Origin of the sequence: Emcibacter sp. (assembly GCF_048269205.1) — a bacterium.
In the GTDB taxonomy this organism is placed as follows: domain Bacteria; phylum Pseudomonadota; class Alphaproteobacteria; order Sphingomonadales; family Emcibacteraceae; genus Emcibacter.
This window is the reverse complement of the sequence record NZ_JBLXJC010000002.1, coordinates 43,420-57,427: the sequence shown is the minus strand read 5'-3', so window position 1 is coordinate 57,427 and position 14,008 is coordinate 43,420. Positions and strand designations below refer to the sequence as shown.

General features: G+C 52.9%; 14 protein-coding genes. 8 read left to right on the top strand and 6 right to left on the bottom strand.

Features of this window, described 5'->3' with window-relative positions:
- Nucleotides 1-3: 3 nt before the first annotated feature.
- The 4 genes from pstA to ACN0YD_RS08985 form a co-directional block, all read right to left on the bottom strand.
- Complete coding sequence (gene pstA, locus ACN0YD_RS09000; RefSeq protein ID WP_417320195.1) at nt 4-1,332, bottom strand: phosphate ABC transporter permease PstA; 1,329 nt, start codon at nt 1,330-1,332, stop codon at nt 4-6.
- 1 nt (nt 1,333) lies between these two features.
- Nucleotides 1,334-2,716, bottom strand: a complete 1,383-nt coding sequence (pstC, locus tag ACN0YD_RS08995) for a phosphate ABC transporter permease subunit PstC (protein WP_417318988.1) — start codon at nt 2,714-2,716, stop codon at nt 1,334-1,336.
- A gap of 88 nt (nt 2,717-2,804) precedes the next feature.
- The gene (locus ACN0YD_RS08990) at nt 2,805-3,845 is read right to left on the bottom strand and encodes a PstS family phosphate ABC transporter substrate-binding protein (RefSeq protein ID WP_417318986.1); all 1,041 of its coding nucleotides are present in this window, start codon (nt 3,843-3,845) and stop codon (nt 2,805-2,807) included.
- A 245-nt stretch (nt 3,846-4,090) separates the two neighbouring features.
- Entirely contained in the window at nt 4,091-5,398 is a 1,308-nt protein-coding gene (locus ACN0YD_RS08985) for a sensor histidine kinase (protein ID WP_417318984.1), read from the bottom strand.
- Nucleotides 5,399-5,826: 428 nt separating this feature from the next.
- On the opposite strand from ACN0YD_RS08985, the gene ACN0YD_RS08980 reads away from it, so the two are divergent.
- The 4 genes from ACN0YD_RS08980 to ACN0YD_RS08965 are packed head-to-tail and all read left to right on the top strand — an operon-like array spanning nt 5,827 to nt 8,610.
- Nucleotides 5,827-6,264 carry a hypothetical protein gene (locus tag ACN0YD_RS08980; RefSeq protein WP_417318982.1) on the top strand — a complete coding sequence of 146 codons (438 nt, stop codon included), beginning with the start codon at nt 5,827-5,829 and terminating at the stop codon, nt 6,262-6,264.
- A gap of 25 nt (nt 6,265-6,289) precedes the next feature.
- The gene (locus tag ACN0YD_RS08975) at nt 6,290-6,598 is read left to right on the top strand and encodes an HPr-rel-A system PqqD family peptide chaperone (protein ID WP_417318980.1); all 309 of its coding nucleotides are present in this window, start codon (nt 6,290-6,292) and stop codon (nt 6,596-6,598) included.
- Complete coding sequence (locus tag ACN0YD_RS08970; RefSeq protein WP_417318978.1) at nt 6,591-7,556, top strand: HprK-related kinase A; 966 nt, start codon at nt 6,591-6,593, stop codon at nt 7,554-7,556. Before ACN0YD_RS08975 ends, ACN0YD_RS08970 begins: the two co-directional genes overlap by 8 nt.
- Nucleotides 7,549-8,610, top strand: coding sequence for a nucleotidyltransferase family protein (locus ACN0YD_RS08965; RefSeq protein WP_417318976.1), 1,062 nt, complete (start codon nt 7,549-7,551; stop codon nt 8,608-8,610). The genes ACN0YD_RS08970 and ACN0YD_RS08965 overlap by 8 nt, the downstream gene beginning before the upstream one ends.
- Nucleotides 8,611-8,613: 3 nt before the next feature.
- Here ACN0YD_RS08965 and gph read toward each other — a convergent pair whose 3' ends face one another.
- A complete protein-coding gene (gene gph / locus ACN0YD_RS08960; protein WP_417318974.1) occupies nt 8,614-9,291 on the bottom strand; it encodes a phosphoglycolate phosphatase in 678 nt (225 codons plus the stop codon).
- Nucleotides 9,292-9,453: 162 nt separating this feature from the next.
- Here gph and glmU point away from each other — a divergent pair, with 162 nt between their 5' ends.
- The 4 genes from glmU to ACN0YD_RS08940 all read left to right on the top strand — a co-directional run bounded on the left by glmU (nt 9,454) and on the right by ACN0YD_RS08940 (nt 13,359).
- Nucleotides 9,454-10,791 carry a bifunctional UDP-N-acetylglucosamine diphosphorylase/glucosamine-1-phosphate N-acetyltransferase GlmU gene (gene glmU, locus ACN0YD_RS08955; protein WP_417318972.1) on the top strand — a complete coding sequence of 446 codons (1,338 nt, stop codon included), beginning with the start codon at nt 9,454-9,456 and terminating at the stop codon, nt 10,789-10,791.
- A gap of 27 nt (nt 10,792-10,818) precedes the next feature.
- Nucleotides 10,819-12,645 carry a glutamine--fructose-6-phosphate transaminase (isomerizing) gene (glmS, locus tag ACN0YD_RS08950; RefSeq protein WP_417318970.1) on the top strand — a complete coding sequence of 609 codons (1,827 nt, stop codon included), beginning with the start codon at nt 10,819-10,821 and terminating at the stop codon, nt 12,643-12,645.
- Nucleotides 12,646-12,724: 79 nt separating this feature from the next.
- Nucleotides 12,725-12,982 carry a type II toxin-antitoxin system Phd/YefM family antitoxin gene (locus ACN0YD_RS08945; RefSeq protein WP_417318968.1) on the top strand — a complete coding sequence of 86 codons (258 nt, stop codon included), beginning with the start codon at nt 12,725-12,727 and terminating at the stop codon, nt 12,980-12,982.
- Nucleotides 12,979-13,359: a type II toxin-antitoxin system VapC family toxin gene (locus ACN0YD_RS08940; RefSeq protein WP_417318966.1), complete on the top strand. Its 381-nt coding sequence runs from the start codon at nt 12,979-12,981 to the stop codon at nt 13,357-13,359. Before ACN0YD_RS08945 ends, ACN0YD_RS08940 begins: the two co-directional genes overlap by 4 nt.
- Before the next feature lie 9 nt (nt 13,360-13,368).
- Here the strand turns inward: ACN0YD_RS08940 and ACN0YD_RS08935 are convergent, their stop codons facing one another.
- Entirely contained in the window at nt 13,369-13,812 is a 444-nt protein-coding gene (locus tag ACN0YD_RS08935) for a hypothetical protein (RefSeq protein WP_417318964.1), read from the bottom strand.
- Nucleotides 13,813-14,008: the final 196 nt, after the last annotated feature.

Genomic DNA, 14,008 nt, shown 5'->3' with positions numbered 1-14,008 from the left:
ACTTTACCAGCGTTTCTCGAACTTCTGTCGCAGCCAGATGGCGAGCCCGTTCATAATAACAAGGAATCCAAGCAATACGATAATTGCGGCGGAGGTTTTTTCAAGAAAACCGCGTTCAGGGCTGTCCGCCCACAGGAAAATCTGCACCGGCAGTGCCGTGGCTGCATCGGTGACACCTTGCGGGATGTCTACGATAAAGGCCACCATACCGATCATTAGAAGCGGTGCAGTTTCACCCAGGGCCTGGGCCATACCGATAATGGTTCCGGTCAGGATGCCGGGCATGCTGAGGGGCAGGACGTGGTGAAAAACTGTCTGGACCGGCGAGGCGCCAAGTCCCGTTGCCGCATCACGAATGGACGGTGGTACGGCCTTGATGGCTGCCCGGGAGGCGATAATGATTGTCGGCAATGTCATCAGAGCCAGTGTGAGACCACCCACCATGGGGGCAGAGCGCGGCATATTGAAGACATTCAGGAAGATGGCCAGACCAAGCAGGCCGAAAACGATCGACGGTACGGCAGCCAGGTTGTTGATGTTCACCTCGATCAGGTCTGTCCATCTGTTCTGGGGGGCGAATTCCTCAAGGTAGATAGCGGATGCCACACCCACCGGAAAGGCAACCAGGAAACAGACCATCAGGGTGTAGAAAGAGCCGACCACGGCACCCCAGACCCCGGCCAGTTCCGGTTCACGGGAATCGCCCGACGACAGGAGGCGCCAGTTGAAATTAGTTGAAATACGTTCTTCCGCATCCAGCTGGTCGATCCAGGCAATTTGCTGGTCTGAAATTTTCCGGTCCGATTGTGGGACGTCCCGGCTGATCTGTCCCTTGATAAACATGTCCACATTGCTGGATGCCGGCAGGTCGATGGAGATGGTTTCTCCGATCAGGCTGGGTTTGTCCATAAGCAACTGACGGATTTCGTCACGGGCACCGTTGCTGATCAGGCGCATCAGAGAGAATATATCCCGCCGGCTTTGCGCATCAGGGAATTTGGCCCTGAGGCTGTCCCGGATCAGGGTGTTGTAGTTGGCCTGTTGCAGCAAGGTGGTTCTTTCAGCCTCTGTGCGGTTGGAAAGATCACCAATAATCTGGGAATCAAGAGTGATGTCGAGCCTGATGCTGGTGGTGGAAAAACCACTGAGACCGATGTACAAGATACTGCCGATCAAGATGGCAAGCGCAAGCGTTGCCGAAGCCAGTCCGGCAATACCGAGGGCTTTGAAGATTTTCTCCTTGCGGTATCGCCTGGCCACACGATTCCGCATGGTTGGGTTCTGCCAGGCAGTCGGGCCCTGAATATTTTCGGCCGATGCTGTCTCGTTCATATCAGTCATATTGTTCTCTGTATTTACGAACTACATGGAGAGCCAGGAAGTTCAGGGACAGGGTAATGACAAACAATGCCAGGCCAAGTGCGAAGGCAGAGAGAGTTTTAGCGCTGTCGAATTCCTGGTCACCGGTCAGAAGAGCTACGATCTGTACCGTAACGGTCGTCACAGCTTCCAGTGGGTTGGCTGTCAGGTTGGCAGCCATCCCGGCGGCCATCACCACAATCATGGTTTCACCGATGGCGCGGGACGCGGCCAGCAGGAATGCGCTGACGATCCCCGGCAGGGCGGCGGGTAAAATCACATTGAGAATTGTTTCTGTTTTGGTGGCGCCAAGGCCGTAGGAACCATCGCGAAGGCTTTGCGGTACGGCGGAAATCACATCGTCCGACAGGGAGGACATCAGTGGAATGATCATGATTCCCATGACCAGTCCGGCGGCAAGGGCGCTTTCAGAGGCAATTTCAAGTCCCATGATGTCGCCGGTGTTCCGGATTGCGGGGGCAACAACAAGGGCGGCGAAAAAACCGTAAACAACGGTGGGGATGCCGGCCAGGACTTCAAGCAGGGGCTTGAAGATGCCGCGGGTTTTCCGGTCGGCGAATTCTGTCATGTAAATTGCTGAAAGCAGTCCTACGGGTGCTGCGACAAGCAGTGCGATAAAGGTGATCAGCAGGGTGCCGGTAATCAGGGGGATCGCCCCGAAAGACCCGGAACTGCCAACCTGGTCTGCTCTCAGGGCAGTCTGGGGGCTCCACTGCAGTCCGAAAATGAACTCTGTCAGGGGGACTTTTTCAAAGAAACGCATGGTTTCGAAAACCAGCGACGAGACAATGCCAATGGTGGTCAGAATGGCGATAACAGAACAGGCAATCAGGCTGAAAAGAATAATAGCTTCAAGCTGATTTCGTGACCTGAGGTCGGGTTCGATTTGATATATGCCAAATAGCGCGCACAGGGCAGTGACGCCAATCGCGGACAGCGAGATAACGGTAAATATAGCCCGCGATGTGTGAGTGTAGTGATCTGCAGCTTCCCTGAGCTGGCTGGTTACCGCGCCCGAGATGGCATCACCGGCGGCCAGGTTGCGAATGTCATTCATCAGGACATTGACTTCAAACCGGCTCATGGTCTGTACCGTTTCGGAGAGGCGCGCCAGCACCAGGCTGTCGACAACGCTTGACCCCAGGACAATCCACACCACCAGAATGAACAGGCCGGGAATCAGGCCGACCATGGCGGCGTACCAGCCATAATGGCTGGGCAGGGAATGGAGGTGACTGATTTTTCCATTCACCGACATCAGGGCCTTTTTGCGCCCGTATACATAGGATACGGTAGAAATGATGCCAAGAACCAGAATAAGTGAATAAATGTTCATCGGGGGCCCTGTGAAATCAAAAGGGATTAATGAATAAACTAAAACAAACTGCCGGAACAGGATGTCCTGTTCCGGCATGTTACAGTGATTATTTCATCGGTGTAAGATTTTTCGCATCTTCACGATATTTTGCAAGTTCTTCTGCAGGCATGGGGATCAGCCCTTTTTCGGCCAGATATCCAAATTCACCCATGGCTTTTTCGCTGGTGAACTCGGCCAGATACTCCTGGATTCCCGGAATTTTGCCCACATGGGCTTTTTTCACATAGAAAAACAGGGAGCGTGACACAGGATATTTGCCTGCGGAGATATTTTCGAAAGTCGGCAGTTCGCCATCAACCTTGCTGCCCTGGATAACATCACTGTTCTGGTCCAGGAAGCTGTACCCGAAAATGCCCAGGGCGTCAGGGTTGGCCTGAAGTTTGCCTACGATCAGGTTGTCGTTCTCGCCGGCTTCGATATAGGCACCGTCTTCACGGATGGTGTGGCAGACAGCTTTGTATTTTTTCTTGTCGCTTTTTTTGAGGGCGGCAATTTCAGGGAAGGTTTTACAACCGCCTTCCATGGCCAGTTCGACAAAGGCATCACGTGTTCCGGAAGTCGGAGGCGGGCCCATAACCTCGATTTTTTTCTTCGGCAGGGAAGGGTTTACCTCATTCCAGTAACGATAGGGGTTTTCCACCATGGAACCGCCAACCGGAACTTCCTTGGCAAGGGCAAGCCAGACGTCACGCAGGGACAGTTCCATCTGCGGTGCATTCTTGGAGTTTGCCAGAACGATACCGTCATAGCCGACCTTGACTTCAACGATTTCCTGAACGCCGTTGGAGGCGCAGAGTTCGATTTCAGAACTTTTGATGCGGCGTGAGGCGTTGGTGATATCAGGGTGACCTTCGCCGACACCGGCGCAGAACAGTTTCAGGCCACCGCCGGAACCAGTGCTTTCAACAACAGGTGTTTTGAAAGAGGTTGTCTGTCCGAATTCCTCAGCAACGGCTGTCGCAAAAGGGAAGACTGTGGAAGACCCGACAATACGGATCTGGTCCCGGGCTTCGGCTGCACCTGCAACAGACATGGCAAGGGCCCCAGCGCCAACGAGAGTCATAAGGGATTTTTTCAGCACGTTCATATCTCCAAACTATAATGTAGAAACCTGTGTCTCTATCTGGATGATTGTTATCCGGCCCGGATCACCGCCCGATCGGCGGATGATGCAAAGGCCATTCTGATTTACATAAATGCCATTAACTTCCGATGACAGTATGCAGCATCAATTACTCATATGCGTCAGTTTTGTTAAACATTTGTGACAGACTGGGCCGGGAGAGAATTTCTTTTTTTTGGATATATTAATATTTCAATTATTTCAATTGGTTAGTTTGTTTTGTTGGGAAGGGTAACAGTCACACGGGTATATTCGTTGACTTCACTTTCGAACAAAATGTGGCCTTTGTGACGCTGGATAATGTGTTTCACGATGGCGAGTCCCAGGCCCGTACCGCCAAGGCTTCGTGAACGGGCGGTATCCACACGATAGAACCTTTCCATCAGTCTGGGAATATGCTCTGCCGGAATTCCGTTGCCGCGGTTGGTAATGGAAAAGCTGACGCTCTGCTCGTGGATGGGAAATTCGCTGGTATGCTTTTTCAGGGCAACATCGACAGTGGTGTTTTCGTGTCCGTATTTAATGGCATTGTCGAGCAGATTTTGCACCACCTGTGTCAACTGGTCATAATCGCCTGTTATTTCCGCTGCATTGTCCGGGTTGCTGACCTTGACGGTCATGTTGCGTTCCTTGAGACGCATGGCCAGTGTTTCGGTGACGCTGTTGATCAGAGTGGGTAGATGGACCGTGCCTTCGGGAGGGATATGGGCTTCCCGCTCGATCTTGGACAGGGAAAGCAGGTCGTCCACCAGCCGGGTCATGCGGCTGGCCTCGTCATGCATGATCCTGAGGAAGCGTTCCTGCGCCTGCAGATCATTTTTTGCCGGCCCCTGCAGGGTTTCCACGAATCCCAGGATGCTGGCCAGCGGTGTTCTGAGCTCATGGCTGGCGTTGGCGACGAAGTCCACGCGCATTTGTTCGGCCTGCTTGATCAGGGTAATATCGTAGATGGACAGAAAAACATATCGCTTGTTTTCATGATTGTCCTCGCTGCCCTGTATGTCCAGAGCGTGCAGACGAACCAGCATGTTGCGCTGAACGATATTGCCGTGCAGATATTCGACTGTCTGTGTCGTGCCGGTGCGGATCGTCTTTCGGATGGCGTTGTTCACATCGGGATTGCGGATGAACAGGGAAATATCCTTGCGCAGGATATCCGAGCCAAGCATGTTTATCGCGGATTTGTTGGCCATCAGAATTCTTTTGCGGGAATCCAGCAAAAGAAAGGGGTCGGTCAAATTTTCCATGATGTTGGTCAGGAGAAACTGTGAGGCCCGTGTATCCCGGCTTTCATGCTCCTGGAGAATGGTTTTCCGGCGCAGTTCCGCATTTTCTTCCTCATAGCGCCGGTTCAGATATATCATGCTGATGAAGGTCAGGATGGTGATGATTATGGCATTGGCGACCGAAACAGTCTCGAACAGCGTGAATATCAACAGCAATAATGCGACCGGGAGGGTGTAAATCAACGGTCTCAGTTCATGAAGCGGGGAATGGTAAGAGCTTTTCTGGTCCAATGACTAACCTTCAAAAAAAGACGTCGGTTGCTGCCCGTGTTGAGAAATGCAGCTAACATCGCTTTCGGCGAATTGACGGGGGACGTTAGCGTTGTAGCGAATAAAAGTCACCTGTGTCACAAAAAAATAATAGAAGCGGTTCAGTTTCCGATCCAGTTTTTTCATTCGGATATACGATTTTTAACAATTTTATGCTAGAACAACCTTGGCGCCCAACGCAACTGTGCCAGTTTGGATCAGAAGTGTCAGGAAATTTAACAGTTTTTGGCGGTTCTGAGTAAGCTAATTTTTTAATGCATTGATTTTAAATGATTAAATAAAATGGCCTGGATTTTGCATGGATATCCCCAAATTGGTTTAATATTATTGAATCTGTATATTTTTTTGACAATCGGTATATACAGCAACTAACGCTAGAGGCTGGTACAATGAAAGATTTTGAAGAAAAAGACACCGGGACGCTGTCACCCGATATGGAGCAGGCGAAAAGGCAGTCCCGTCGTAAAGTGCTCAAGACCGGTGCGGCTTTGGCGCCGTTGGCTCTTACGCTGAGTACAGGCAATGCCATGGCGACCAACCGTATCGCTGTTTCTGGTGCGGCCTGTGTTTCTGGTGTAAAAGACAAGTCCAGGCGCGGACATAAAGGGTTGCAAATTCCCAAAGAACATCGGACCTGGATGTCACGTGATCATAAGTATAAGAAACCTCACAAGACATCACACTTCGATGACATGGATGAAAACCACTGGGATTACCTCAAGAAAAACAAAGTTGAGGGGTGCTCCTGTCTTCACTCCATGGATGCTGCTGAATATATCGACCATAAATGGAACGGTGGCGGCGGCGGCTGGTGGAATGGCGGTTGACGTTCCTGAACTAGTTGACTGAGCGGTGAAGAACCAAAAGTCCATATATGAGACGGCTGTATTCCATGTTGGGGATGCAGCCGGTTTCTTATGGAAAAACTGGGATGATGCCTATGTGATATTTGATCCCAGGTCCGGCCATACCCAGGCCATGAATATTTTCGCCCGGGAAATTTTCGCGATCATTGAAGAAAAACCCCGTAGTCTTGACCAACTGTGCAAGGAAGTCAGGGGGATCATGGAAGAAAATTTTTCACAAGACATTCGGCAGAATATCCTCCACACTATCATTGAATTCGACAAAATGGGACTGATCGAACCCACCAATGAATGATAAAGATACCGTCAAGTTATCTGATATCCCTGACAGGCAGTTGGGAGCATTATTGACCGGGCAGGGACTTTCCCTTGAGGTGGGGCCCTTTGTAACTCAGGTGCGTATCTTCTTTCCAAATCTCCGTCGTGAATTCTGTGATCTCTATGGCGGTTATCCAGTCCATCCAAATGGCGCAATCGCGAATAATCATCTCCGGGTCTATGGCCGAAACTTCTTCCGCCGGTATATCAGGCCGCAAGCCTGTGTGGATACCATGATGAAGGATGACTTCGCCCCATTTCCGGCCGATATCGGTATGGTGGCGACTGAGATGGGCATGAACTGGCAGGCTGCCGTTGGATGCAAGAATCTCCTCTTGTTTCATGCTGGTGTTGTAGAAAAAAACGGTCGGGTTGTGATTATGCCGGCTGCTTCTGGCAGTGGTAAAAGTACGCTGTCTGCGGGTTTATCCTTCGCAGGCTGGCGGCTGTTTTCAGATGAGTTTGGCCTGGCGGACATCGATACAGGTGAGTTCGTACCTTATCCACGGCCGGTTTCCCTCAAAAATGAATCCATTCCGGTGATGAAGGACTGGGCCACGCCCGGGACCTGCTTCAGTCCGGAATATGAAGGCACGCCGAAGGGGACGATCTGTTATATGCGCCCGCCTGAGGAAAGTATCAGGCGTATGTATGAACGTGCGAAAGCCGGGGCTGTAATTCTGCCAAGGTTCCGGCCGGGGGCCAAGCCTGAGATCAGGCCAATCACCCGCAGTATGGCCTTTTTCAAAATTGTCATGTCGTCGGCTAACTATGGCGATATCGGGGAGCGTTCTTTCCGCATTATGACGGATATAGCCGACAAGGCGGCCTGTTGTGAAATCATCTACCCCAATCTGGAAGAGGGCATAAAGCTGGTAGAGCGCTTTATGTCTGAAAATGTTGATCCTGCACCAGAGGGGAGCGGGTATGACTGAAACCAGCGGTTCTCTTGTCATTGATGTTCTGAACAAGCCGTCCCAGATGACCGGATTCTCAGTCGGACAATGGAACAGTATTCTTTATGAGGCCCGGGTCAACAGCCTGACCGGCAGGCTGGCGGCAGAGGCAAGGGAGCATGACCTGTGGCATCAACTGCCAAAACGGGTCCAGGATATTTTCCTTTCAGCGGAAATTGATGCCGAATCCCGACAGCGTCGCCTGATGTGGGAACTGAACCGGATCCGGCGCGCCCTTTTCGGATTTGAGGGCAGAATCGTGGTCCTCAAGGGTGGGGCTTATATCGCCCGAAACATGCAAACGGCTAAAGGGCGGATCAGCTCCGATGTGGATATCATGGTGGAACGCAGTGACCTGGATGCAGTTGAAGACATGCTGCTTGAGGCGGGCTGGGTGCATAGCATCGAGGATGATTACGACCAGAAATATTACCGGGAATGGGCCCATGAGTTGCCGCCGCTCTATCATCCGGACCGGGGCATGACCGTGGATGTGCATCATACCATCCTGCCGGTGATGGGCCGCCTGACGGTGGATGCCGGAATGCTTTTTGAATGCACTGAACAACTGGATGGCAACCTCCATAGCCTGTCGCCGGAAGATATGCTGTTGCACAGCGCTGTGCATTTGTTCCATGACGGCGTTATTGCGGTATCCCTCCGCAATCTTATTGAAGAGCATGACATGATCGGGGAGTTTTCAAAGGCAGAAGGTTTTTGGGATAAACTGCTCAATCGTGCCGATGAACTGGGGCTTGGGCGGCCGCTCTATTATTGCCTGCGCTATTGTTCCATGATCCTCGGTACCGAAGTGCCGGAACATGTGTTGAAGGATATGCAGCGCCATGCGCCCAATGGCCTGACGCTTGGGATGATGGACTGGACGGTGCCGCTGACCATGAAACCGCCAACAAGCCGGATGTTCCAGGTTGCGGCCAAAATCCTGTATATCCGCTCCCACTGGCTTCGTATGCCTACGGGCTTGCTTTTCAAGCATCTGGCCACCAAATTCTTGCGCCGCCTTCCGGTTTAGGACCTAAGTTTTCATGATTTCCCTGAGCGCGGGGATCAACTTGTCATAATGATCAATCACCTGGTCCGGATTGAGTTCCTCGACCGGTACCGGTGTATAGCCAAAGGTCACGCCGATGACCGGGATAGAAGCATTGCGGGCCGCGTCGATGTCATTGGCGGAATCTCCCACCATGACGGCGTTGTCCGGATCGCAGTCCATCAGTTCGAGGGTAGAGAGCAGGTGCCGGGGATCCGGCTTTTTATAGTCAAAACTGTCGCCACCGGTCAGGGCACAGAAGAAATCGTCAAGCCCCAATGATTGCAACAGCTTATGGCTCAAATCTTCCACCTTGTTGGTGCAGACGGCAAGCTTGACGTCATTGCTGCGGAGTTCGGTCAGGGCCTCCCAAAGGCCCGGAAAGCTGATGGTATGGTCGGCAATATGGTTGTTGTAATAGTCGAGAAACATTTCCTGCAGCCGGTCCAGCTCTTCTTCGGGCGGGACATTGCCGGAATAATCGAATCCTTTGATGAGCAGGGCGCGGGAGCCATGGCCAACCATATGGCGCACATTTTCGATGCCAATCTCAGGCCGTCCCCTGTGGCGCAGGACATAATTGAGTGTAGCGGTCAGGTCCCGGGCGCTGTCTACCAGGGTACCATCAAGATCGAAGATTACTGCTTTCAGTTTTGCTGACATAAAGTTGACATTAATCCCTGACAAAGACTGCGGACAAAATTAAACAATTGAGTTATATAAATTTTAAAGTTCTTGTGGCACATTGCCCCGAAACGGGACATTCTAGGGTCACGATACGGTCCTTCATTTGTAATAAGATAAAGCGGAAAAAGAAACAAAATCATGAGCTCTTCTGATCTTGCGGTCATTATTCTCGCAGCGGGCAAGGGGACCCGCATGAAATCTTCTACCCACAAGGTCCTGCATCCACTGGCGGGCCACCCCATGCTGATGCACCTTATGGATACGCTGGAGCCCCTCAAACCCTCCCGCAAGGTGGTGGTGGTCGGCGCCGGCAAGGACCAGGTCCAGGGCGCTGTCGGGGAGGTTGCGGAAATCGTGGTCCAGGAACCGCAGCTCGGCACCGGTCATGCGGTCCAGGTCACCCGTGAGGCGCTTGAAGGTTTTGACGGCAATGTCCTGATCCTTTACGGCGATGTGCCCATGCTGAGGGAAGAGACCCTGAAAGCCATGGTTGATGCCCGTAAGGGAGGCAAGGCCGCTTCTGTTGTCGTGCTTGGGTTCCGGCCCAAAGACACCAAGGCATATGGTCGCCTTGTGGTGAACGGGTCCGGGGAACTGGAAGCGATTGTCGAGCATAAGGATGCGACCGAAGAGCAACGCAAAATCGATCTCTGTAACAGCGGCATCATGGCCGTGGACGGCAAGGAGATGTTCGCCTTGCTGGATCAGGTCAGCAACGATAATGCCTCCAGTGAATATTACCTCACCGACATCGTGGAAATTGCCCGTAGCCGTGGCCTGACCTGTGCCGTGGTAGAGGCCGATGAAGAGGAAGTCATGGGGGTCAACAGCCGCAAGGAACTGGCCGAGGCCGAAGCCGTTTTCCAGAACCGCAAGCGGGACTGGTTCATGGCCGAAGGCGTGACCCTGATCGATCCGCAGACTGTCTTTTTTGCCCATGATACGAAAATCGGCCGCGATGTGGTCATTGGCCCCAATGTATTTTTCGGACCCGGGGTGAGCGTTGCGGGTAATGTGAAAATTCATAGCTTCTCCCACCTTGAGGGCTGCACGATCCATGAAGGGGCCTCTGTCGGTCCGTTTGCCCGCCTGCGGCCTGCTGCCGACATTGGTGAAGGGGCCAAGATCGGCAACTTTGTAGAGATCAAAAAATCCACCATCGAGAAAGGTGCGAAAGTCAGTCACCTGACCTATATCGGCGACGCCCGGGTGGGCGAGGGCGCCAATATTGGCGCCGGTACCATTACCTGCAATTATGACGGCTTCAACAAATTCAAAACGGACATCGGCAAGGGTGCCTTCATCGGTTCCAACACCTCGCTGGTGGCGCCGGTGACCATCGGCGACGGTGCCATTGTCGGCGCGGGCAGTGTGGTGACCAAAGAGGTATCTGGCGATGCTTTGGCGGTGACCCGGGCCACCCAGAAAGAGCTTGGCGGCTGGGCGTTGAAGTTTCGCCAGAACCAGAAGAAGTAATACAACGGATAAACAGGAACACGAGCTATGTGCGGCATTATCGGTATCATCGGCAAGGAAGAGGTAACCCCCCGTATTCTGGACGGTCTGCGTCGTCTGGAATATCGCGGCTATGACAGCGCGGGGATTGCAACATTGTTCGACGGCAAGAGCATCGACCGCCGCCGGGCCGAGGGCAAGCTGAAGAACCTGGCCGCCCGTGTCGCGGAAGCGCCACTGCCGGGCAATATCGGCATCGGCCATACCCGCTGGGCCACCCATGGGGCACCGACGGAAAATAACGCTCACCCCCATGCCACCCCACGGGTCGCGGCCGTCCACAACGGCATTATCGAGAATTTCCGCGAGCTGCGTGAGGAACTGACCAGCGAGGGTCATATCTTCGAGACCGAAACCGATACCGAAACCATTGTTCATTTGATCACCAGCATGCTGGATAAGGGCATGGCCCCGCGTGAAGCGGCCGCTGCCGCCATTGACCGGCTGGAAGGGGCTTTTGGCCTCGCCATTATTTTTGACGGCCAGGACGATCTGATGATCGGCGCCCGCCGCGGCAGCCCGCTTGTGCTGGGCTATGGCGACGGCGAAATGTATCTGGGCTCTGACGCCATTGCGCTTGCCGACCTCAGTAACCGCATCACCTACCTGGAAGAGGGCGACCGGGTCGAACTGACCCATGACACCGCCAAAATCTTTGATGAAAGCGGCAAGGAAGTTGTCCGTCCGGTGACCATCGCCAGTGTTTCCGGCGGCACCATCGACAAGGGCAACTATCGCCACTTCATGCTGAAAGAAATTTACGAGCAGCCGACCGTGGTCGGCCAGACCATCGGCACCCTGGTGGATCCGCTGCATGGCACCACAACCTTGCCAGAATTTCCCTTTGACTTAGGGAGCATCGAGCGCGTGACGATCATTGCCTGCGGCACCAGTTTTTATGCGGGTTTGGTGGCCAAATACTGGCTCGAACAGATGGCGCGTATTAATGTGGAAGTGGATATCGCCTCTGAATTCCGTTACCGGGAGGCGGTGATGCCGCCGGGCGGGCTCGCCATTTTTATCTCCCAGTCCGGGGAGACCGCCGATACGCTGGCCGCTTTGCGCTATGCCAAGTCCCAGGGTCAGCATATCCTGACCATCGTCAATGTGCCACAGAGCTCCATGGAGCGGGAAAGCGACATCGTGCTCCAGACCCATGCCGGTCCCGAAGTGGGCGTGGCTTCCACCAAGGCCTTTACCTGTCAGCTTTCCGTGCTCGCCTGCCTGTCTATCGCCGTCGCCAAGGCGCGCGGCAAGATCGACCATAAGGAAGAAGAACGGTTGTGTAATGCCCTGACAGAAGTGCCGGCCCGGATGGCCGAAGTGCTGAACCATGATGAATCCATCGAGGCCCTGGCCGACGATATGTCAAAGGCCCGGGATGTGATCTATCTGGGCCGTGGTCCGGAATATCCCATTGCTATGGAAGGGGCGCTCAAGCTCAAGGAAATTTCCTATATCCATGCGGAAGGTTATGCTGCCGGGGAAATGAAACACGGCCCCATCGCGCTCATTGACGAACTGGTGCCGATCATTGTCATCGCGCCCAGCGGGCGCCTGTTTGACAAGACCGTCTCCAACATGCAGGAAGTGATTGCCCGTAAAGGCCGGGTGATCTTCATCACCGACGAGGAAGGCGCCAAAAAGAACGGTGTTGATGCGGAAGCGACCATTGCGCTGCCCATGCTGGATGAGTTCGTGACGCCGCTTCTCTATGCGATCCCGGTGCAGCTCCTCAGCTATCACGTCGCCGTCGCCAAAGGTACCGATGTGGACCAGCCGCGAAACCTGGCGAAATCGGTGACGGTGGAATAATTCGGGACCATATTGTGGTCCATAAGTCTTGACTTTATTCCTATCTGGACCATATAATGGACCAAATAGGAGATGTCCCATGAAAATTGCCATTCACGAGGCCAAAGGTAAACTGTCCGGCCTGATCAATGCGGCATTGGGAGGGGAGCAGATCCTGCTCACCAAACACGGCAAGCCGGTGGCGGAAATTCGCCCGGTGAGCGGTGTGAAAACAGCCGAAGAAAAGCGCGCCGCGCTGGACAGCATCCTGGCCCGGGCGAAAGGCAAAATTGCTAAAGGCGTTCCCGCCGCCGAGGCCGACAAGTTCCTTTATGATGAAACCGGAATGCCCGGATGATTGCGGTCGATACCTCCGCGATCATGGCGCTGCTGCTTGGGGAAAAGGGGGCGGACAAGATTTCAGACCGCCTTACTAACAACGAACTGTGTATATCGGCGGGCACTCTGTCCGAGCTTCTGATCGTTGCCGCCGCTCGCGGACTGGGCGAAGAGGCTGAGGAACTGATTTCTGCGTTGGGGGTAGAGGTCGTCACTGTTGATGGCGCCGTCGCGCGCCAGGTGCAGCAGGCCTACGTTACCTGGGGCAAAGGCGGTCATCCGGCAGGACTCAACTTCGGCGACTGTTTTGCTTATGCCCTGGCGAAAGAGCGGAGTATCCCGCTGCTTTATGTCGGTAACGATTTCGCCAAAACGGATGTAAGGCCGGTTTGTTGAGCTGATATTTCAGGGTTTTAAAGTAACAGTATCTTTATTCGTGTCTGAAAATTGGTCTTCCCAATAGACGCTCATTGATATTTGTGAATTGTTTGCGAGGTACAAATAGGAGCTAATTTCAACTTCTTGAGAGGGAGATATTTTATCCAATCGGACTATGCCTTCATGATCGCTTTTAGCAATATCAATTTGTCCCTCAACAATTTTTAAGCGGATATTAGTTGCTGATGCTTTTCCTAGATTGCGTATAATCAGTTTCCCCTGTGGACTTCCCCCAGTTAAGGAAATAGACAATTTAGCTTTTTTCTCATCTAACTGAGATGTTTCTTCCGCTTTTATCTGCAGGACTGTAAGGCGTTTTTGTTCTTTGCCGATTCTAATTGCATATATAGTCGCTGCTATAGAAAAGCCTAATGCTACAACAGAAGTAATTGTGTTGATTGCTTCGAGCAAAAATACACTCCTTTGAAAATTATTCTCGCAAGTAGATGTCTGTCGCAGTTTAAGATATCAAATCTAACTGGCTAATCATATTCAATTTCCCCCGTTCCCTCCCTCCGGAAATATGGTATACAATTTGCCATGTTTCAGAATAATCTCCAGCAGCAACTATAATCCGTGATCCCGTATCAGCAGGCCGGGCGGTTCC

What these genes read in the sequence shown, in the direction of transcription:
- ACN0YD_RS08940 (WP_417318966.1), top strand. Translation starts at nt 12,979, where the DNA reads ATGATTGCGGTCGATACCTCCGCGATCATGGCGCTGCTGCTTGGGGAA.
- ACN0YD_RS08990 (WP_417318986.1), bottom strand. Translation starts at nt 3,845, where the DNA reads ATGAACGTGCTGAAAAAATCCCTTATGACTCTCGTTGGCGCTGGGGCC.
- gph (WP_417318974.1), bottom strand. Translation starts at nt 9,291, where the DNA reads ATGTCAGCAAAACTGAAAGCAGTAATCTTCGATCTTGATGGTACCCTG.
- pstA (WP_417320195.1), bottom strand. Translation starts at nt 1,332, where the DNA reads ATGAACGAGACAGCATCGGCCGAAAATATTCAGGGCCCGACTGCCTGG.
- ACN0YD_RS08980 (WP_417318982.1), top strand. Translation starts at nt 5,827, where the DNA reads ATGAAAGATTTTGAAGAAAAAGACACCGGGACGCTGTCACCCGATATG.
- ACN0YD_RS08965 (WP_417318976.1), top strand. Translation starts at nt 7,549, where the DNA reads ATGACTGAAACCAGCGGTTCTCTTGTCATTGATGTTCTGAACAAGCCG.
- glmU (WP_417318972.1), top strand. Translation starts at nt 9,454, where the DNA reads ATGAGCTCTTCTGATCTTGCGGTCATTATTCTCGCAGCGGGCAAGGGG.
- glmS (WP_417318970.1), top strand. Translation starts at nt 10,819, where the DNA reads ATGTGCGGCATTATCGGTATCATCGGCAAGGAAGAGGTAACCCCCCGT.
- ACN0YD_RS08945 (WP_417318968.1), top strand. Translation starts at nt 12,725, where the DNA reads ATGAAAATTGCCATTCACGAGGCCAAAGGTAAACTGTCCGGCCTGATC.
- pstC (WP_417318988.1), bottom strand. Translation starts at nt 2,716, where the DNA reads ATGAACATTTATTCACTTATTCTGGTTCTTGGCATCATTTCTACCGTA.
- ACN0YD_RS08970 (WP_417318978.1), top strand. Translation starts at nt 6,591, where the DNA reads ATGAATGATAAAGATACCGTCAAGTTATCTGATATCCCTGACAGGCAG.